The 19,177-nt window shown below is 45.8% G+C and carries 22 protein-coding genes; 3 read left to right on the top strand and 19 right to left on the bottom strand.

Features of this window, described 5'->3' with window-relative positions:
- Positions 1-106 precede the first annotated feature (106 nt).
- The 18 genes from Q4519_RS15590 to Q4519_RS15505 form a co-directional block, all read right to left on the bottom strand.
- Positions 107-1,351 carry a beta-ketoacyl-ACP synthase gene (locus Q4519_RS15590; RefSeq protein ID WP_303513801.1) on the bottom strand — a complete coding sequence of 415 codons (1,245 nt, stop codon included), beginning with the start codon at positions 1,349-1,351 and terminating at the stop codon, positions 107-109.
- Entirely contained in the window at positions 1,348-2,070 is a 723-nt protein-coding gene (locus Q4519_RS15585; RefSeq protein ID WP_232800626.1) for a 3-ketoacyl-ACP reductase FabG2, read from the bottom strand. Before Q4519_RS15585 ends, Q4519_RS15590 begins: the two co-directional genes overlap by 4 nt.
- Before the next feature lie 62 nt (positions 2,071-2,132).
- Positions 2,133-2,621: a 3-hydroxydecanoyl-ACP dehydratase gene (locus Q4519_RS15580; protein ID WP_232800625.1), complete on the bottom strand. Its 489-nt coding sequence runs from the start codon at positions 2,619-2,621 to the stop codon at positions 2,133-2,135.
- A complete protein-coding gene (locus tag Q4519_RS15575; RefSeq protein ID WP_303513798.1) occupies positions 2,611-3,840 on the bottom strand; it encodes a beta-ketoacyl-[acyl-carrier-protein] synthase family protein in 1,230 nt (409 codons plus the stop codon). Before Q4519_RS15575 ends, Q4519_RS15580 begins: the two co-directional genes overlap by 11 nt.
- A 9-nt stretch (positions 3,841-3,849) precedes the next feature.
- Complete coding sequence (locus Q4519_RS15570; protein WP_303513797.1) at positions 3,850-4,500, bottom strand: DUF3261 domain-containing protein; 651 nt, start codon at positions 4,498-4,500, stop codon at positions 3,850-3,852.
- The gene (locus Q4519_RS15565) at positions 4,497-6,869 is read right to left on the bottom strand and encodes an MMPL family transporter (RefSeq protein WP_303513795.1); all 2,373 of its coding nucleotides are present in this window, start codon (positions 6,867-6,869) and stop codon (positions 4,497-4,499) included. Before Q4519_RS15565 ends, Q4519_RS15570 begins: the two co-directional genes overlap by 4 nt.
- A 5-nt stretch (positions 6,870-6,874) precedes the next feature.
- Entirely contained in the window at positions 6,875-7,537 is a 663-nt protein-coding gene (locus Q4519_RS15560; RefSeq protein WP_232800621.1) for an outer membrane lipoprotein carrier protein LolA, read from the bottom strand.
- A gap of 3 nt (positions 7,538-7,540) precedes the next feature.
- Positions 7,541-7,966, bottom strand: coding sequence for a thioesterase family protein (locus Q4519_RS15555; protein ID WP_232800620.1), 426 nt, complete (start codon positions 7,964-7,966; stop codon positions 7,541-7,543).
- Positions 7,956-9,503: a histidine ammonia-lyase gene (gene hutH / locus Q4519_RS15550; protein WP_232800619.1), complete on the bottom strand. Its 1,548-nt coding sequence runs from the start codon at positions 9,501-9,503 to the stop codon at positions 7,956-7,958. The genes Q4519_RS15555 and hutH overlap by 11 nt, the downstream gene beginning before the upstream one ends.
- A complete protein-coding gene (locus Q4519_RS15545; protein ID WP_303513791.1) occupies positions 9,503-10,405 on the bottom strand; it encodes an acyltransferase in 903 nt (300 codons plus the stop codon). The genes hutH and Q4519_RS15545 overlap by 1 nt, the downstream gene beginning before the upstream one ends.
- A 2-nt stretch (positions 10,406-10,407) precedes the next feature.
- Positions 10,408-11,184, bottom strand: coding sequence for a glycosyltransferase family 2 protein (locus Q4519_RS15540; protein WP_303513788.1), 777 nt, complete (start codon positions 11,182-11,184; stop codon positions 10,408-10,410).
- A gap of 6 nt (positions 11,185-11,190) precedes the next feature.
- Positions 11,191-11,535 carry a 3-hydroxyacyl-ACP dehydratase gene (locus Q4519_RS15535; protein ID WP_303513785.1) on the bottom strand — a complete coding sequence of 115 codons (345 nt, stop codon included), beginning with the start codon at positions 11,533-11,535 and terminating at the stop codon, positions 11,191-11,193.
- Positions 11,528-12,862, bottom strand: a complete 1,335-nt coding sequence (locus Q4519_RS15530) for a class I adenylate-forming enzyme family protein (protein ID WP_303513782.1) — start codon at positions 12,860-12,862, stop codon at positions 11,528-11,530. The genes Q4519_RS15535 and Q4519_RS15530 overlap by 8 nt, the downstream gene beginning before the upstream one ends.
- Complete coding sequence (locus tag Q4519_RS15525) at positions 12,855-13,424, bottom strand: hypothetical protein (RefSeq protein WP_232800614.1); 570 nt, start codon at positions 13,422-13,424, stop codon at positions 12,855-12,857. Before Q4519_RS15525 ends, Q4519_RS15530 begins: the two co-directional genes overlap by 8 nt.
- A gap of 4 nt (positions 13,425-13,428) precedes the next feature.
- Positions 13,429-13,689, bottom strand: a complete 261-nt coding sequence (locus Q4519_RS15520) for an acyl carrier protein (protein ID WP_232800613.1) — start codon at positions 13,687-13,689, stop codon at positions 13,429-13,431.
- 5 nt (positions 13,690-13,694) lie between these two features.
- Positions 13,695-13,952 carry a phosphopantetheine-binding protein gene (locus Q4519_RS15515; protein ID WP_303513778.1) on the bottom strand — a complete coding sequence of 86 codons (258 nt, stop codon included), beginning with the start codon at positions 13,950-13,952 and terminating at the stop codon, positions 13,695-13,697.
- A 41-nt stretch (positions 13,953-13,993) separates the two neighbouring features.
- Entirely contained in the window at positions 13,994-14,749 is a 756-nt protein-coding gene (locus Q4519_RS15510) for a 1-acyl-sn-glycerol-3-phosphate acyltransferase (protein WP_232800611.1), read from the bottom strand.
- Positions 14,736-15,494 (bottom strand): beta-ketoacyl synthase chain length factor, encoded by a 759-nt coding sequence (locus Q4519_RS15505; protein WP_232800610.1) that lies wholly within the window; start codon positions 15,492-15,494, stop codon positions 14,736-14,738. The genes Q4519_RS15510 and Q4519_RS15505 overlap by 14 nt, the downstream gene beginning before the upstream one ends.
- 135 nt (positions 15,495-15,629) lie before the next feature.
- Between Q4519_RS15505 and Q4519_RS15500 the strand changes: the two genes are divergently transcribed.
- Genes Q4519_RS15500 through Q4519_RS15490 form a run of 3 tightly spaced genes read left to right on the top strand, consistent with a single transcriptional unit; the run spans position 15,630 to position 18,365 of the window.
- Positions 15,630-16,019 (top strand): hypothetical protein, encoded by a 390-nt coding sequence (locus Q4519_RS15500; RefSeq protein WP_303513775.1) that lies wholly within the window; start codon positions 15,630-15,632, stop codon positions 16,017-16,019.
- Between the two features lie 19 nt (positions 16,020-16,038).
- Complete coding sequence (locus Q4519_RS15495) at positions 16,039-17,121, top strand: class I SAM-dependent methyltransferase (RefSeq protein ID WP_303513773.1); 1,083 nt, start codon at positions 16,039-16,041, stop codon at positions 17,119-17,121.
- A gap of 14 nt (positions 17,122-17,135) precedes the next feature.
- On the top strand, positions 17,136-18,365 hold the full coding sequence (locus Q4519_RS15490) for an NAD(P)/FAD-dependent oxidoreductase (RefSeq protein ID WP_232800607.1): 1,230 nt from the start codon (positions 17,136-17,138) through the stop codon (positions 18,363-18,365).
- A gap of 9 nt (positions 18,366-18,374) precedes the next feature.
- On the opposite strand, the gene Q4519_RS15485 is transcribed toward Q4519_RS15490, so the two are convergent.
- Positions 18,375-19,160: a hypothetical protein gene (locus Q4519_RS15485; RefSeq protein ID WP_232800606.1), complete on the bottom strand. Its 786-nt coding sequence runs from the start codon at positions 19,158-19,160 to the stop codon at positions 18,375-18,377.
- Between the last annotated feature and the right edge of the window lie 17 nt (positions 19,161-19,177).

Raw genomic sequence — 19,177 nt, 5'->3', positions numbered from 1 at the left:
CCTTGTTAGCGTTCCAGGTTTCGATAAAACACCAGATTGGTATCTTTTTCGTCTAGCCATACAAGCCCGTGAAGACCCCCTAATTTCCAATCAAAATATCGCGTTATTATTCGATGTGTTTTTTGAAAATCAGTGATGTATTAATCCCACCAAACGCAAAGTTATTACTCATGATAGTGTCGCACGCTAATTCCAATGGTTGGTCTTTAATGTAATTTAACGCACCACAAGCGGGATCCACCTGTTGTAAATTACGTGTGGCGGCAAATTGCCCTGCTAACATCATTTTGATACTTAACATGGACTCCAGTGAGCCACATGCCCCTAGGGTATGACCAAAGTGGCCTTTAAATGAGCTGATAGCCGTTGTTGGGTTAAACAATGCCGCCGTCGCATTACTTTCGGCAATATCGCCGCGCTCGGTAGCGGTGCCGTGGGCGCAGACATATTGAATGGCGGAGGGCTCGATGATGGCATCGTTTAATGCCAGCTGCATGGCTTGTTGCATGGTCTCGGCTGTGGGCTGAGTCACATGCTCTGCATCGCAGTTGGTGCCAAAGCCTATCACTTCAGCGTAAATGCGAGCTCCGCGAGCCAAGGCATGATCGCGATTTTCTAAAATAAGGGTACAACCGCCTTCACCAATGACTAAGCCATCACGCTGGTGATCAAAGGGCTTTGGGGTGGTTGTTGGTTCGTCATTTTGTAAACTGGTGGCGTAGAGTGTGTCAAATATTGCTGCTTGCGTCGGGCATAACTCTTCAGCACCTCCTGCTATCATCACTTGTTGTTGGCCGTATTTTATGGCTTCGTAAGCGTAACCTATAGCTTGTGAGCTAGAAGTACAGGCACTGCTGGTGGTGATTACACGGCCTTTTAAGCCGAAAAATAGTGCCGTATTGACAGCTGTGGTGTGGCTCATTAGCTTGATATAGGTGGTGGCAGTGATGCCCGCGGTAGTGCGTTTTTCTAACACATCGGAAAAAGCTGCCAGTGGCGATGAACTGCCACCACAAGAGCCATAAGCGATGCCAGTTTGGCCATTGCTTAAAACATCTTTACCAAGTAAATCGGCATCGATTAATGCGTGTTCGGTGGCTAACGTCGCAAATTTGGCGACACGGCCCATGGCGCGGATTTTTTTTCGGCTGTAATGTTTCGGTAGGCTGAACTCTAGCACTGGCCCCCCGAGTTGAGTATTTAATCCTGCTATGTCTTGCCATTGTTCCATCCGTTTTATGCCCGACTTATTTGCGAGTACATTAGCTAAAATGGATTCTGGAGTTTGGCCTAATGAGGTGATAGCACCAAAGCCAGTAATAACAACACGGTGGCCTTCAATGCGAGTCATAGCATGCCTCCATTGATTGAAATCACTTGGCGTGTAACATACGCCGCTTTATCAGACATCAAATAGGCGACTAAGCCTGCTACCTCTTCCGGCTTGCCGGCGCGTTGGCTGGGTACTAAGGTTAAGGCGTGCTCTAGGGTTTCTTGATCTAGCATGTCGGTTTCTATGAGCCCTGGGGCAACACAGTTAACAGTGATTTTGCGCTTTGCTAGCTCGACCGCTAGGGCTTTGGTTGCGCCAATCACCCCTGCTTTTGCCGCGCTATAGTTTACTTGACCACGATTACCCATGATCCCAGAAACCGAAGCTAAGGTGACGATCCGGCCGCCTTTTCTGGTGCGGATCATGGGCATAATACAAGGGTGTAGTACGTTATAAAAACTGTCTAAGTTGGTGTGGATAACGCTATCCCACTCGTCGCCTGGCATTGCTGGAAAGGCATTGTCGCGCGCGATCCCGGCATTGTTCACCACGCCATAATAAGCACAGTGTTCAGCAATATCGGCTTCAATGACTTGTTTAGTTTGTTCGCGATCACTGATATCAAACTGGAGCAGTTGAGATGACTGTCCAAGCGCTGCGATGTCGGCTTGGGTTGCTCGCGCGCCGGCTAAGTCAGTGTGATAGTGTACAATAACTGTAAAACCTTGCTGGCTTAATTCAATGGCGATGGCGCGGCCAATCCCTTTGCTGGCTCCGGTGACTAATACTCTGCGCATAAAAATTGTTCCTACTACTTAAATTCAATCAATGCTGCATCACAGGGGCAGCGCTAGCCTTATTAGGCTAAATAAGTTTTTAAGGTGTCGGGGTCGGGCAAATATGCATTGATCCGCGCCTCAGCGATTAAAGTACCTAAGCCTGACCATGGCTCATCAACCCCTTGATGCAAAGAACAGGCAAATACGGTAAGCGAATTGTCGGTTAGCACATGAGTGGCGCTAATTTGCAGTTTTTGCCCAATCTTAAATAGTGGCGTCTGTACTTGATAACTGCGCGTACCGAGTAAAAAACCGATTTCAGGCTCTTGTGCTTTAGCTCTGGCTTGTACGCCTGCGAAGGCGGCAATGGTTTGCGCCATGTATTCGATACCTACCCAGCTTGGTACACCTTGCTCGTTGGCAAACAATGAGTTTGCATGGATCTCTAATTGGCTAATGCAGCGCGTTTCATCGGCAAATATGATCTTATCCAATAGCACCATGCTACGGCGATGAGGGATAAAGTGCTCAGCATCAAATTGGGCTAACGAGGTTGGTTTAACGGTCATGAGGAGGCTCTGTTTGCACTGGGGTTAATGAATGACGGCCTATAATAACGGAAACATTGCTGCCGCCAAAGGCAAATGAGTTACTCATAAAGATGCCCGATTGCCAAGTTTGTGCTTGGCGGATCAGCCCTATGGGAGGCAAATCAGGATCATAGTCAGTACTACCTTGTTGTTGTGGCAAAATGCGACGCGGGTTTTGGCTACTTAATAGCAGCGCGCATAATAACCATTCTTGAGCGCCTGCTGCCCCTAAGGCATGGCCCGTCAACGGTTTGGTTGAGCTGCAAGGTGTATTCGTGCCAAAAATACGATTGATGAGGTGGCTTTCCATTGCATCGTTTTTAATGGTGGCGGTGCCGTGTAGATTGATGTAACCAATCTGTGCTGGAGTCACTTTCGCTTGCTCTAAGGCTTGTTGAATCGCGAGCTCGGCTCCCCGGCCTTGTGGATCGGGCGATGAAATATGAAAGCCATCGGATGCTTCGCCGACACCTAACAGCTGGATCTCGGAAGGTACTTTGCTTAGGCAGGCTAAAGCGGCTGCTTCACCTATGTTTATGCCGTCACGCTGGGGGGAAAACGGTAAGCAGATATCTGTTGCTAAAGACTCTAACCCATCAAAGCCGTTGAGCGTAAGACCAGAGAGTGTGTCACAGCCGCCCACTATCACCATATCTGCCAAATCGGCATGCAGTAACCGCTGTGCACTGGCGAGAACCTTGCCTGAGCTGGAACAAGCTGTTGAAATGGTATAGCTCACGCCGGTGAGGCCTAAATAAGTGGCGGCAAAGGCAGATAAGTGACCGATTTCTTGCTGCGTATAATTATAATCGTCAGGCCAGTTTCCTGTGTGTATTTGCTGTGTTAGTGCCGTTTCACCATCGGCAATGCCCGATGTACTGGTCCCTAAAATAATGGCGATGCGATCGGCACCGTAGCGTTTTTTGGCTGCAGCTATTGGCTTGGCGATTTGGCTTAAGGCACTGAGTAATAATTGATTATTACGCGTTTGGTAAGATACTAGGTATTCGGGTAAGTGAGGTAAGGGATCACAAACTTGACCGACTAATACGGTTTTTCCCGACACTAAGGGACCATACGGGCGTAACAAATTAGCAGGTGGCTCCAATAGGTGTTCAAGCACTTGGGCTGCGTTAACTCCCAACGGGCTAGTGATGGCAAAATGGTTTAGATATAAAGGCGCACGTTCAGGTTGCACTGTTTGCTCCTATGGCTCAGCGTTAGGTTGGGGTTCAGCCATGATGGATTGAGCTAATGGCGCAGGTGTAAATGTTAAGGTTTTAATCTCCAGCTGATAACCGCGTAAATGGTTGTGGAAGTGGATATGGTTTTGCCAGCGGCTTTTCGCTGCTGTTACATTCGGGTTTGGCGCGTAGTCAATGGTAATGATTAATGTTTGTGCGAGCCAAATCTCACGTCGTGTTGCTGACTCTTTGATCGTGATCTCCTTACCGTGCAATGATTGCTTCAAGGCATCGTAAGGCAAATAGGTTAGTAAGAAATCAGCCAGCATATACCTCACATCAACTTGCGCGACACTGGTTTGGCTAGTGGTCAAGTTATTTGGCGTAAGCGTGGCGCTGAACAGCGAGGGGCCCCAAGGGGCAAGGGCAAGTAATACCAGTTTATTTTCGGTGAGTTCAAGCTGAAACTGGCCATTAAAGTCTTGGTTGCCGTATTGCCCAGTAACTAACTGAGTGGCGTGAAAAGGTTGGCCTAAGGCGTTCGGAGCGGGCAACTGCAAGGCTAATTGGCGGCTGAGCCGTATACTGTCTGCAGGCACTGAAGTGAGCTGACTACAGGCCGATAACAGTATTATCAAGGCTATGTGGGAGAGCAAGCGGCAAAGAAGTGTCATGATTGCTCCTCGGCGCTGCGCCAAGGCTGTAATGCAATGGGAGCAAAGCCATAGGCGGCAATAATGCCTATTAGTACTGTTGTGCCAAATGAAGCAATGGCGTAAGTATCGCTTAATGCCAGTAAACCAAATGACAATATGGTGGTTAGTGCAGACAAAGTGATGGCTAAGTGAGTTGGATAAATATTGCGTTGCTTGTTTGACATAGGTTTCATTTTTTCCTGCTGGCGCTTAGGTATTAAAATCCCCTGTTGGGCGGCAAAAAATAAGGTGTAATCTATGCCGATACCTAGCACCAAAATTAATGCAATAACGTGAAATAAATTAATGGCTTGGCCTGTCAAAGCTAATACAGCTAAGCTGCTTAGTGCGGCTAAAATGGGCGCGAGTATGATTTTAGTGGCGACCTGTCTACCAAAGTATCCCCATAAGGCTAACAAAATAATGCCATAAGCTAGTACCAGCAATAGCGTCATTAACTGTCGATATTGTTTAAATAATGCTGATAGCTGAGCGCGCTGATCTACTAACTCTACTTTGGGCAAGCTATCGACTAACTGTTGTAAGCGGGCTTTATCTTTGACACCGGATATAATGACTAAACTGGCATGCTGTTGCGGCAATGCCAACCAACCAAATTGCTCGCTCACAGGTGAAGCCAACCACTGAGTGAGTGTGAGTGGGGCTGGCGATGTCATTAAGGTTTGCGTAATTTTGTTCTGCTCGGCTTGCGTCATCCCGAGCTGAGTTAAGTACAGGCTGAGCTGATGGTTGATCAGCTGTTGCCAAGCGAGATGACTTTGCTGTTGCTGATTGGGGCTGGGAACCCATTGGCTAATACTTTGGTATCCGTCCAGTGTTTGCTGCTGTTTCAACTTATCTAATTGCACTGACACTACTTGATTTAGCGTTAATAAATCGGCTTCGCTTTGCCCTTGAATCAATAAATAGTAAGACTCTAATTGCTGTTGTGTAATGGTTTTTATTTGTTTTTCTTGCGCTGTTAATTCCGCTGGTAGCTGCTGCAGCTGACGGATATCGTCATTGCTGGTTAACAGCCAAGCGCTACAAGCAAGCAGTAATGCAGCAGAAACAAGTGTGGTGCGTTGGGATAAGCGCTGAGCGGGTTTTAGTAGCCAAGGCAAATAATGCATGCCTAATGTTGGCGGGCGATGTTGCCACTTAATAAGTGGAAAAATACCTAACACGAATAAATAACAAAATATCAGGCCACTGCTGGCAAATACCGCCAGTTGCTGCAACCCAGGGAAAGGCGCTAATGCCATGGTTAAATAAGCTGTCACACTGGTACATAAACCAGCAGTAATACCGTGATAAACCCGCTGTAGGGGTTGTTTTTGCTGAGCTTCGACCAAGTAGTGAAACGAGTAATCAACTGAAACTCCAATTAAACTCGCGCCAATCACTAGAGTGAAAAGGTGGATTTGACCAAATACCAATACGGTTGTGGCAAGGGCAACTAGGCAGCCACAAGCAATCGCGCTAAAGGTAAGTATTAGTGGTGTGATACTGCGAAAGCAGATTAAGACAAGTAAAATAACGCCCAATAATGAGCCTAAGCCTATGCTGGATATTTCAGTTTTGGCTGAGTTTGCTCCTGCTTGGCTGTAAAACAGTGCGCCAGATTTTAGCGTGGTTACTGAGTATGTTTGTTCAACTTGCTGCAAAATGTCGTCAATGTACTCACTCAAGCTGGCTTGTTGTTGTAACGAAAAATGGTCACTGTGTGTATGAGCAGTCACCAGCACATAATGTAATCCTTGATAGTGAAAACTAATGTAACCTTGAGCTAACTGCCCTTGATTAGGTTTTGGCAATAGTTGGCTAAGGCTGGTGGCGAATAAGAAAAAGGGGTCTTGCTGTAACAATTGTGAGTTCGTTGCGGCCATTGGACCGTATAACGCCACTAGAGCTTGTTGTGCAACTTGTTGGCCGGAATCGACATTAATAGCTTGTTGTTGTGCTGGGCTGAGTAAATAGCTGCGCAGCGGAAAGTAAAATTGACCTAATTGACGTTGTTGTTCTGTATTAATAGTGAGGTTTACCTTAGCTATTTGCGGCGCTTGTTGCAGCAACGAGCTTAGGGTGCTGGCAGCTTGCTGCGCTTGTTTGAGATCGGGCTGACCAATTAAAAATATCACTTGATTACCCAGTTGTTTATTCACTTGGTGTTGCGCGGCGGCTAAGGTTGCGCTGGGTAACTTCCCTTGTTGTTGCTGCGGCAACAGGGTGAGAAAGTTTGCCTCGAACAGGGGGCCTTGGTCGGCTTTAACCAGCAAAGTAACGACACTTGCTAGCAGTAATAGTAAGACAAGACTCGCGCGGATACGCAACGACAAGTGCAGCATACGAGTTAAGGCTCCACGGTGTTACTGCTTACCACATCAGAAAATTCAATGGTTAGCTTATCTTGATTGCTATCGATTAACTCAAAGTAATTTATGTGCTTGTTTCCTTGCAGACGAATGCTTTTAATTGCTTGATTTAAAGGGCTCCCCAATGGGACCCCTCCTAGCTGCCAAGCATTAATGTCGCCTGTAAAATAGAGCTGAAAGTTTTGTTTTAGGCTGATTTCATCGCCGCGAAACAAGCCTAAGAACAAACTTGAAAAAGCAAATAGTGCAGGTTGCTCTTGTGCGCTGATCACTTGCACTGGACCGTCGGCAATTTGTTGGCTGAGCTGGGTGTTGTTTAAGCTAAGTTGACTGGCAAAAGGAGTGATTTGTTGCCAATGCAGCCCTGCGCTGGCCGATAAACTAAAGTTTCCCGATGAAACTAAGGGCTGACTGAGAAGAGCCAGATGACGATGCTGGACAAAGCGACCTTGGAGCTGTGAGTACTGTGACAACTGCGTCAGAACTTGGCTCATTTGCTGTTGCTGTGCACTTGGCTCAGTTAACGCAAATTTAGGGCTAAATAGCTTATCTTCTGGTAACACTTGCTGATTGGCTTGGGCTGGCAAACTCAAGCTAGTAAGTACCCACAACAGCAGGCTGGAGCTAAAGGTTTTAAACATATATTAGCCTATGTAGGGTTGCAGTTTTTCGATTAAGATCGACGGCGATACATAGCACATTTCTTGGCTGCTTTGTTCTACCGCCACTTGCAAGGTGTGCCCTTTGGTCAACACCTCGCCACTGATTTTATCGCAAACTCGGTAGTTAATTTTAACTCTATGCTCATACTCGACTAAATCGGCATAAATGACGATATGTTGTTCAAATCGAGTGGGGCGAACATACTTAACCCTAACATCAACGATCGGCCACACAAAATCGGATGCAGCCATCGCGCTGTAACTAAAATCAATTTTTTCAAATAAAGCACAGCGGGCTAATTCAAAATATTTTAGATAGTTGCCATGCCAAGTGATGCCCATCGGGTCGCAGTCAAAAAAAGTGACTTGATGATTGATTGCGGCGCTGAGCACAATGTTATCGGTCACCGTAAAGCTCCCAGTGTTTTTGTTGGATTTGACTTAAGGTTCGGCGTAAGTCGTCTTCCAATGGTCGATCTTCACTGACAAACTCAAACTGCTCAAAAATGCGATCTTTAAATTGCGCCAGCGCTGGCGTTAGTTGTTGCGGTGTCAATTCGCCTTGGCTATTACGTAATGAGATGCCTTGGCTGACAGCCAGTAAACTGGCTGCGGTGACTTGCTCGGTTAGCTCTAACACTCGTAAGCAATCTCGTGCTGCAATGGTGCCCATACTGACTTTGTCTTGATTATGGCATTCGGTAGAGCGAGAGAATACGCTCGCTGGCATGGTTAGTTTCAAGGCTTCGGCAGTCCATGCTGAGGCGCCAATTTGTACTGCTTTGAAGCCGTGATTGATCATACTGCGCTCGGCACTAGCGCCTGATAGGTTAGCGGGTAAGCCGTTGTTGAATTTCGTATCCATTAACAGCGCCAGTTGACGATCTAACAGATCTGCGATATTTGCGACCGCGTTTTTCAGTGAGTCCATCGCAAAGGCAATGTGACCACCATAAAAGTGACCGCCATGAAGCACATGTTCGTCAACACCGTCGATAATAGGGTTGTCGTTAGCGCTGTTAAGCTCTGTTTCGATAAACTGACGTAAGAAGGGTAACGCGTCTTGGAGTACTCCGATCACATGAGGAGCGCAGCGCAGTGAATAACGATCTTGCAATCGATCTGAGTTCCGCGGCATATCGAGATGCTCAAGATCGCTTCGGATCCAGGAGGCAATTTGAGCTTGACCGGGATGGGGTTTCACCGCAAATAATTTTTCATCAAAATGGAAGGCATTGCCCTTAAGTGCAACGCTGGCCATGGCGGTAATACGGCTGGCTAATTTGGCTAAATAGCGTGCGCGATCGAAAGCAATGCAGGCTAGTGCTGTCATTACTGCGGTGCCGTTCATTAAGGCTAAGCCTTCTTTTGGTCGCAACGTGTGTGGCCTAATACCGGCAAGAGTCATGGCTTGTTTCGCGGCCATTAACTGGCCTTGATAGTACACCTCGCGCTCACCAATTAAGGCTCCCGCTAGATAAGATAAAGGGGTTAAATCACCACTGGCCCCAACCGATCCTTCCTCTGGAATACGTGGAACTAAATCTAAATTAATGAACGCCACTAACTGCTCTAGCAGCGCCATACTGACGCCTGAGGCGCCTTGGGTCAGTGAATTTAAGCGTGCGACCATGACCGCGCGTGCTTGGATGGGGGTTAAATTTTTACCCAAACCACAGCCGTGAAAACGGGTTAAATGCATGGGGAGTTCAGTGACTAAGTGCGGAGGTATAGTCACGGTGCACGAGTCGCCATAACCTGTGGTCACACCATAGATAACCCCGTCTTCCGCCAGTAACCGGTCTAAAAATTGGCTTCCTTGATTTATTTTGCTGATAAAGCTGGTTTGTTTGCTTAGCTGCACTTGGCCTTGACTTTGCGCCAGTTGCACGACTTGTTCAATAGTAATTGGCTGCTCGCCAAACAGGATCGGAGAAGGAGTCATTAAGGTGTTTTCTGCCAAAAGTTGAAAAAGTTAAACCATTGATACGGTGTTTTACGAGCGGCTATTTCTAGCTGCTCGGCATAGTGTCCCACCGCGATCGCTAAGTCTTGTTGCCGCTGCTGGCGTCTTAACACTAGCTTAGGGCTTAGCAATTGGGCGTTGATTTCAAAGTGTTGATCGATGCGCTGACAAAATAAACTAAACACAGGGCACTTGAGTAAGCTTGCTAGAATAAAAGGTCCTTGCGGAAAATAGGCTGTTTCTCCAAGAAACGGCGCGCCAATACTTCGTTCGGGAACCTGCGTTGAGGTGCGATCCGCCATGATGGCGATAAACTCACCCGCGGCTATTTTTTCTGCCAGCATGATAGCAGTATCGGGGCCGACATTATCCAGTTGGATCAAATTAAGGTTGGCTGTTGGCGCAATTTTTGCCAGCATGTTATTAAATTTGACTGCGTTTTTAGTAAACACCAATGCATTTATTTTTAGCCCTGGTAACACATCACTTAAGGCGCGACAGATTTCAATGTTGCCTAAGTGAGCGCAGAGAAATACGCCGCCTTGGCCTCTTTCAAGCATCTTGAGCACATCAGCGTTACCATAGCTTTTAAGGTGTTGTTGGTTAATCAAGCCACACCATACCGATACCTTGTCGAGAGCGGCGTGGCCAAAGCACATAAAATGCTTAAAGCTAGATAGCTGCTGATGCGGGCTAATGCGGGCTAGATAATCACGAGAGGCTTGCTTACTTTGCTTTGATGTTAAATAAAAATAACCAATCACAGGGTATAAAAACCAAGCGGTGACTCTTGGCCCCATTAATTTATACATCGTTAGCATAAAGCTTAAGCCCCAACTGGCGCCGCGCTCTTTGCGTTTTGACCAATGACTTTTGCTCATTACTAGTCTATTCCTTGAGGCTGCTGGTAACGTTGCCATTTCATCGCGAGTAATTTAGGGATTCGTATCAACATACCAAAGAACAATTTAGTGTGCATTTTGCTGATCAATACGTTGTCGGCCCAGCCTCGAAAGTGTGAAATGCCATCTTTAGGGTAGATGACCTGTGTGGGAAGCTGTTTAAAAGCAATCCCTTGCCAATATAAACGCACCATAATTTCAATATCGAAGTCCATTCGTTGGCCTAACTTTTGTTGCGTCACTAATTGACAGCAAGGAGCAAGGGGGTAAACGCGAAAACCACACATGGTATCTTTTAGCTCTAGCGAAAGCGTTTCAATCCAAACCCAAACATGTGTGACATAGCGGCCATATAAGCGTCCCTTTGGGATGGAATTATCATACACAGGCACGCCAGCAATAAGGTCGCAGGGGTTAAGTTCGGCACTGGCTAACATTGCTGGAATATCAGCTAAATTATGTTGGCCATCGGCATCTATTTGCAGTGCATGGCTAAAACCTGCTTTAAATTGGTGGCGCATACCAGCCATTACTGCACCGCCTTTGCCGAGGTTTTGCGCAAGAGTCAAGCTTTGGCATAGTGGATGAGCAGCCACCTGTTCGGCTAAGATAGCTTTGGTTTCGTCATTACTGCCGTCATCGACCACCAAGATTGGTAAATTGAATTGGCTCAGTGCGTTTAAGGTCGCCGTTAAGGTTGCACCATGATTATACAAGGGCACAATAAAACAAGGCTTAAATGGCACCGTCGACATCATGCTGAGTTAACTTAATAAGATTCGACCCGAAGCATGTAGCCCCTGATCAGAGTGATAACAGAAGTACAACTTACTTTTGCTTGGATCAAACTTTAAATCCAGCTGGATCTGTGTGTCTGGCTTAATCAGTTGTTGAAATTTGATCACTTCCATACCGGCAAAGGTTCGGTCCAAAAGCAATACAGTACGGCCATAAAACATCACAAACTCAATTTGTGCTACGCCGGGTAGGATGGGGCTTGCTGCAAAGTGTCCGTCAAAATAACGTAAGCTAGTGGGCATAGTTAAACTAAGCTCCGCTTGGTGCTCATTGATAATTTTAGTGTGAATAAGTTCTGGATAATCAGTCATGAAATACTTCTTGCAAGGCTGCATGGGTTAATTTGCCTTGGCTATTGTAAGGCAAGCTGGCCAAGTAGCGGTATTTTTTTGGTCGTGCAATAGCTTCAATATAGGGGCTGATGCTGTGATTAAAAATTTGACTGAGAGCGCGTTTGCCTTGAGTTTTCAGAGCTTGTTGACCGCTAGCGGTGAGTACTAAAGCGCAGCCAATAGCTTGGCGATGGGTCAGTTCAAGGGCGCAGGCGCAGGCTTCTTCAATCCAAGGGTGGGTCATTAAATGTTGTTCGATAGCGACTAAAGAAATGCGCTTTTCTTCAACTTTGACAATGCGATCACCGCGGCCGAGTAGTTCAAAATGATCTTGGTCGATAAGCTTAGCGGTATCCCCCATGGTAACGCTGTTAGCACTAAAATATGGGGATCTTACCTGTAAAAAACCGTCGCAATTTAGGCTGATGTCGACGTTATCAAAGCGTCGCCACAGGCTATTTCTACGTTGTTGTCGCCATGCCACACCACCGGTTTCAGTGCTGCCTAAAACTTCTATTGCGTCTTGCTGTAGCTGTTGCCGACATAAGTGTGCGCCAGCAAGACTTAATGCTCCTCCTGAGCTAAACACATGACTTGGTGTGGTTTGACAGGGTTCTATTTGTGCCAAACGCTTGAGCAGTGCTGGGCTAGTGATGAAAATATAAGGCTGGCTGATGTGCGTCAATTGCTCAGGATATTCTAGTTCAAAGTTCGCGAAGGGTCGCAGGCTTAGCCAAGGCCATAGCAAACGAAATAAAAAACCATAAATATGTTGGCAAGGAACACTGGCGTAGACAGGTTGCGATGCCATGTTAGTGCCAAAGGTGCGCTCTAATTGGGATATCTCGGCCAGTAACTGCGGCCACGTCTTATGCTCTTTTTTGGGCGTACCAGTCGAGCCAGAGGTGTAGAAATATACTCCAACGTTTTCGTTAATGGCTGGTAAGGGCAATTCGATATTGGCAGTTGGTGTCATTGGCAATATCAGCTGCTGAAATTTGCCAGTCAGCGAGCACTCCGGTGCACTTAGTACCACGTCAAAATGAGCGCTCATTTGCGCCACTGTACCTGCTGCATTATTGGGTAATAAAACCGGCGTTTTACCTGTATGCCACAGCGCGAGCAAGGCTGTCAAAAAGTCTAATGGCTGTTGTACGTTAAGCAACCATCGCTGCGCGCGATGAGCTTGTAATTGTACCACTAGCGCTTGTAACTTTGGTTGCCACTCGCCCACGGTGATCTGGGAACCATCTGCGTTAAAGGCAATGATCTGAGAGGCTGTTAAAGGTAGGTTTAGTTTAAACATGGCCGGGGTCGCGCTTTTTAAGCCATTGACGGACGATGAACTCAATCGCAAATAAGAGGCCGATTGCTAGATAGCTGGCCATGCCGTTATACCAAGTCCACGTAGCTAGGCTGCAAAATACAGCAGTATAAAAAGCGATACTGGCATTGATGAAAAAAAAGCCGCACCACATTTGAGTTACTCGGCGAATATAGGTTAAAGCAAAGGGGGTCAGATTGGGCTCGGTCAGACGGGCAAAGCGCTCTATGATTGTTGGTGGATGTATTAAACTAAATGCGAACACTGCCAGTAGACTGAGGTTGATCCAGACTGGATATAAACGCATACCGATTAAGTTATCTGTGATAGCGCTGAGGCTTAGCAGCAATAAGCTGCCGCCTAGCATGACTAAGGGAAATATGCCAGGTAAGCTGGCTTGCTGCGTTTTTTTGGCGTGCCAATGGCGCAGCAGTAAGAGCGCCGCTAACACCATCACTAAGGTTTGGATGCTGAAATAACCTAAACCAAAAAATACCAGCACGGGGTAGAGTACTAGGGCTGCGGCCACAAAGATATTGAACAAGTCGCTATTCGCCTTGTTGTTCTTTTAATAGCTCGTCTACCGCATTAACCACATCATTGACGGTGCGCACGGTTTTAAATTGATCTGGCTTGAGCTTGTAGCCTGTGATGTCTTGTAATGTCACAATTAAATCCACCGCATCGATACTGTCTAAATCCAGATCGTGAAATAAGTGCGCCTCTGGAGTAACTTGCTCAGGTGTCAGCTCAAACATTTCTTGCATGGTTTCACTGATTTTTTCAAATAAGGCTTGTTTGTCAGACATGGAAATTACTCTTGATTAGCTTGAATAAAGGCTGCGATAGTATTAACGCTATAAAAATGTGCTTTGTTTTCTTTTGAATCCGCATTCAGTTTAACTTGGTACTTTTTAGCTAATGCCATGCCTAGCTCTAACGCATCGATAGAATCTAGACCAAGGCCGTCGCCGAACAAAGGTTCATCGGCAGCGATATCGTCAGGGGTGATATCTTCAAGGTTGAGGGCCTCAATTATTAACTCTTTTATTTCAAGCGCTAGCTCTGTCATAACAAACTTTTCCTGCATATTTCAGTAAATGTAAAATCTAATTATTGGCTTAACGCCTTTGTTAAATAGCGTGTTAACACTCGCGCTGCCAGGCTAATGCTGGAGCAATCTTTGGTTACCTGCTTGGCGTCTACCGTGGCGCCTAGGACAACCTTAAAACAAGGCTGTTGTATTGGTATTTGATACCAAGCGTCCGCCTTGGCTAGGGTTCTTGGGCTAACGCTAATGTGAACTAATACAATGTCGGCTTCGGCGCGCAATGCGATGTTGGCGGCGCCGCGCTGTAATTTCAATGGCGAATTTGGCTCAGTACGCGTTCCTTCAGGAAAGACAATCACAGATTGCCCGGCCGCAAAGCTCTGGCGGCAAAGAGATAACACTTCTTCACCTGCTGAGTTAGGTATATATCCAGCTGAGCGGACAATCAGGCCGACAAAGGGACTGCGCCATAAACTTGCTTTAACGACGCAGTTTACCTGTTCAATATGGGCAATGAGTAGTACTACATCAATTAAACTAGGATGATTTGGGGTGATGAGTACGCCGCGTTTAGGGGCAACCAAGGGCAAATCAATATGGCAACGTAATACACCTAAGCTTTTCATTAAAAAAACGAAGAAACGAAAAGTTCGCTGAATCAAGTAACGACTAATATAAATCCGTTTAGCGGATGGCTTTATTATGAATGTGATCAGCAGTAATAACAGCGACAGGATTAAACCACCTACGCCAAAAAAGGCAAAGCTAACCGCGGTGCCGAATAAGCGCCAAGCTTGGTTGAGTTTAGCGCGTAACATGCAACATTTGCCCACTGCAAGGTAAGCTAAAATTGGCTTGGTCTAATGATGTATCCGATTCTGCTAACCACCATTGTAAAAAATGGCAAACAGCAGGGTATTTGGCTAAGTGAGGCGATTCCGTTGTTTTGCCGTTAGGCGTTAACGTGAGCGACAAGACATGGTTGCCAACTTCTTGTTGTGGTCGTGACAGTAAAAAAGCCACGCAATAGTCAAATGGGGTTTGCGGCAAAAATGTTTGGTAGGGAGCAACCAAGGTAGAGTCAAAACACACCAATAAGACTTTTTGCTCTGGGTGTGCGTTGAGATAGCAAGCCGCTTCAATTAAGCCTACCGCAAAGGTATCTTGCTGTGCGGCGATGGTCGTTGAAGCTTGCTGGATCTTTTCAATTAAAGTAAATAATCCCGCCGAAGTATTATGCACCGATTGTGAAAAGCCAATTGGAGAAATGGGTTGTTGCTGCACTAAATTTTCGAGCAAGGAATAAGTGGTGACAATTTCGCCATGACGGCTAGCAAACACACTGAAGTCCGCTTGACTTGCTTGCGGTAATTCTTGCACACAGCTGAGCACCAATCGGCTTAGGTTGCTGAATCGGCGGCGCTGCATTGTGGGTACCTTAGTCGCGGGGGCTTGCCAGTCATTTGCTAACGTATAGGGGCGGTGTAACCAGCTGCGCCAATCTGCTTGTGTTTGCAGGCTGGGGGCTAATGCAATCCAATTATCAATGATGATAGTTAGCACGTTGCTCGCTTTGGGTCAAAAATGAGAGCGATATTTTAACTTTGCAAGGGCGCAAGGTAAAGGTATCCTTTCTGATTAAATATATCAGCTTAACTGTTTGTTTTAAGTGTTTTTTGTTAAAAGGAATTAATGATTATGTTAAAAGTTTTTGGTTGGTTATTGATTACTGTATTAAGTACTTTGGTTATTTCTGGATGCAGCTCAAGCCAAAGAATTAATAATATCGAACAAGACATATCTCAGCAAAACTTAACACTAAGTCAGGTTGAAACGGCGATTGTACGGGCCGGTGAGTATAAAAAATGGACCATGAAGGTTGTCGAGCCGGGTTTGATTCAAGGCGATATTACAGTGCGCTCACACCAAGCAAGTATTGATGTGCGTTACTCTGCTACTCGTTATAGCATTTCCTTACGTAACAGCGTTAACTTGCAACAAAGCGGTGACCAAATTCATCGTAATTACAATAAATGGGTGACGTTGCTAGACCGTGAGATAAATAAGAATTTATCAGTAAGTCAGTAGTTTAAATTGAGGTTTCTTAATGGCTTTTTACGAAAAACCCATGCCGATATCTGCATTTGATGCCAAGTTTGAGGCGCAGAAAATTGCATTTGCACCTATTACTTTTCAAGTGGCGCGTTGTTTGCTGAAATTTAATATTCTTGCGCTGGTAGACAGTGCGGATGGGCAAGGATGTAGTTTAACTGAATTAGCTTCACAAACGGAGGTCAGTGAATATGGTGTGAGCGTCCTACTTGATATGGGATTAAGTATGGGCCTGGTGTGGCAACAGGATGGGCGTTTCTACTTGGACAAAATTGGTCATTTTTTGTTGCATGATGAAATGGCACAAAAGAACCTCAATTTTAGTCATGATGTTTGTTATCAAGGTCTATTCGATTTAGATAAAGCGATTGAAACTGGTAAGCCCGCGGGGCTAAAAGCACTCGGTGACTGGGACACCATATACCCCGGTTTGAGTCAGTTGCCTGAGCAGATAAAAGCCAGCTGGTTTGAATTTGACCATTTTTATTCTGATCGCGCTTTTCCGGAAGTTTTGCCATTATTATTTGCTCATAAACCGCAACATATTCTAGATGTTGGAGGGAATACGGGTAAGTGGGCGCTTGCTTGTACTGGCTATGATGCCACCGTAAAAGTGACTATTATGGACTTACCTGGCCAACTAAAAATTGCGATGGACAATGCTGAGCAGGCACAGGTTAGTGATCGTGTGTTTGGCTTTGCTACCGATTTGTTGGATGAGGGCCGAGGGTTTTATCAAGGCGCTGACACTATTTGGATGAGCCAATTTTTAGATTGCTTTAGCCCTCCACAAATTTTGAGTATTTTAAAGCGCGCAGCCAAGGTAATGAGTTTTGATTGTCGTTTATATATATTAGAAACATTTTGGGATCGTCAGCCGTTTGCTGCCGGAGCCTATTGTGTTAATGCGACTTCTATTTATTTTACGGCGATTGCCAATGGCAACAGCCGCATGTATCACTCCAGGGATATGCTGGATTTACTGCAACAAGCCGGATTGTATGTTGATGAAAGCCGTGATGAGTTAGGGCTGGGCCATACCTTACTGTGTTGTCGCTTAAAACCCATTTCAGGTTAAGTTAGGAATACATAGTGGCTGATATCCAGCATGTTCAAGTCGTAATTATTGGCGCCGGGCCTTCAGGTGCTGTCGCTGGTGCATTGCTAAAGCAACAAGGAATAAAGTCGGTGATCATAGAAAAATCGACTTTTCCACGTTTTTCCATTGGTGAAAGTTTATTACCTGCCTGTATGGAAGTGCTGAAGTTGGCCAAGTTAGATCACTTGGTAGAGCAAGCGGGCTTTCAATTTAAAAATGGTGCAGCTTTTCAATATCAGCAGCAATATACCCAGTTTGATTTTACCGATAAATTCAGTGTTGGCGCTGGTACAACCTTTCAAGTACAGCGGGCTTGTTTTGATCAAATTCTTGCCGATGGGGCAGCGGCACAAGGCGTGGATATTCGTTATCAAGAAACCGTGTTGGCGGTGGATTTGAGCGAGTCTGTGGCGCAGCTAACTATCGCTAATGCGCAAGGTGAATATCAAATCAATGCCGATTTTGTATTAGATGCCAGTGGTTTTGGTCGCGTATTACCAAGATTACTAGATTTGGAGCAGCCGTCTTGTTTGCCTGCCCGTCATGCTTTATTTACCCATATTGTTGATGGTATTGACGATGCGAATTATGATCGCAATAAAATTCTCATATCCGTGCACCCAGAATGCCCTGAAGTGTGGTATTGGCTGATCCCTTTTAGCAATGGCACCAGTTCTGTGGGGGTGGTTGCTAAGCCTAGTTTTTTAGCGCAATGCTCAGGTGATAAATTGGCGGTATTGCAACAATTGATAGAGCAAGAGCCGTCATTAGGCAGATTGCTGCGCAACGCACAATACCAGCAAGAGGTCGGTGAGATTGGCGGTTATTCGGCGAATGTGAGCCAACTATGCAGTGAGCAGTTTGCATTACTTGGTAACGCTGGGGAGTTTCTCGACCCTGTATTTTCATCGGGTGTCACCATTGCATTGCGGTCGGCACAATTAGCCTGTGCAGCACTAGTGAAAAAATTTGCTGGCGAGCCAATGGACTGGCAACAGGATTACGCTGAGCCATTAATGCTAGGGGTTAATACTTTTCGCTGTTATGTCGAAGCTTGGTATAGCGGTGAGTTACAAGACGTGATTTTTTATCCAAATCCAGAGCCTAAAATTAAACAAATGGTGTGCTCTATTTTGGCTGGGTATGCATGGGATAAGCAAAACCCTTATGTGGCAAAGCCAAGAGAACGTTTGGCTGCGCTCGCGAATTTATGTGCCTCTTAGCTAAATGCTTTAGGGAGTAAGTAATTTAAGCTTGACTCGCTGCTCTAACCCTAGTGAGTCAAAGTATTGGCTCCAATACTCTTTTATCAACTGATCCATTAGCCCGGATTTGTTTGCTTTGATCAGGGCTGATTCGATCATCGTTTTATGGTAAGCATTTTGGCTACTTAGGTAGAAGACGAAGTCTCGTTGATATTCAAACAATAAATGGGGCTCTACCACTAGGTAGGGATGCTGCTGTTGCTCTGATAGGATTTCGTTAACCCCGCGAGAAAAGTAATTTACTCCACCGTTGCTTGATAACATATCGTATAGCGCACGCCATTCTCCATCTCTGACGATATAGCGTAGTTGGTTTGCTTGCCAGACTTCGATGTCAAACCAATTTGCACCAAAGCCCCCCGTGACATTTAGCTGGCGAAAATCGTCTAAGTTGGTGACTTTGGCATAGCGCATTTTGTCTTCTTTCGGTACCAGTAGAATGCGTTTGCCAATTAAACCTTTGGTCAGGCCCATATTTACTTTAGTGAACTTTTGGTTACGCCTTGGCGTTTCAATCATCCAAAATAATGAGATCGCTTGGCTTTCCAATAAGCGCACTGCGCGCTTTTGTGGCAAGTGACTATATGGCGCGATAATTGTGACTTCGATACCCTGAGCTGATAATGAACGCAGAAGTAACTCATGAAAATACTCATGACTACCATCTTTACTAGCAGGTAGAATTAACTCGATTGACTCTGCCGCATAAGCAAAAGGACACAATAGCCATAGTAAGGTAAGCCATTTTTTCATTTATTTATCCCCCAGCT

Origin of the sequence: Motilimonas sp. 1_MG-2023, from assembly GCF_030547455.1 — a bacterium.
GTDB lineage: Bacteria > Pseudomonadota > Gammaproteobacteria > Enterobacterales > CBDFNC01 > Motilimonas.
The sequence above is the reverse complement of the archived record's forward strand: the minus strand, read 5'-3'. Positions and strand labels throughout refer to the sequence as shown.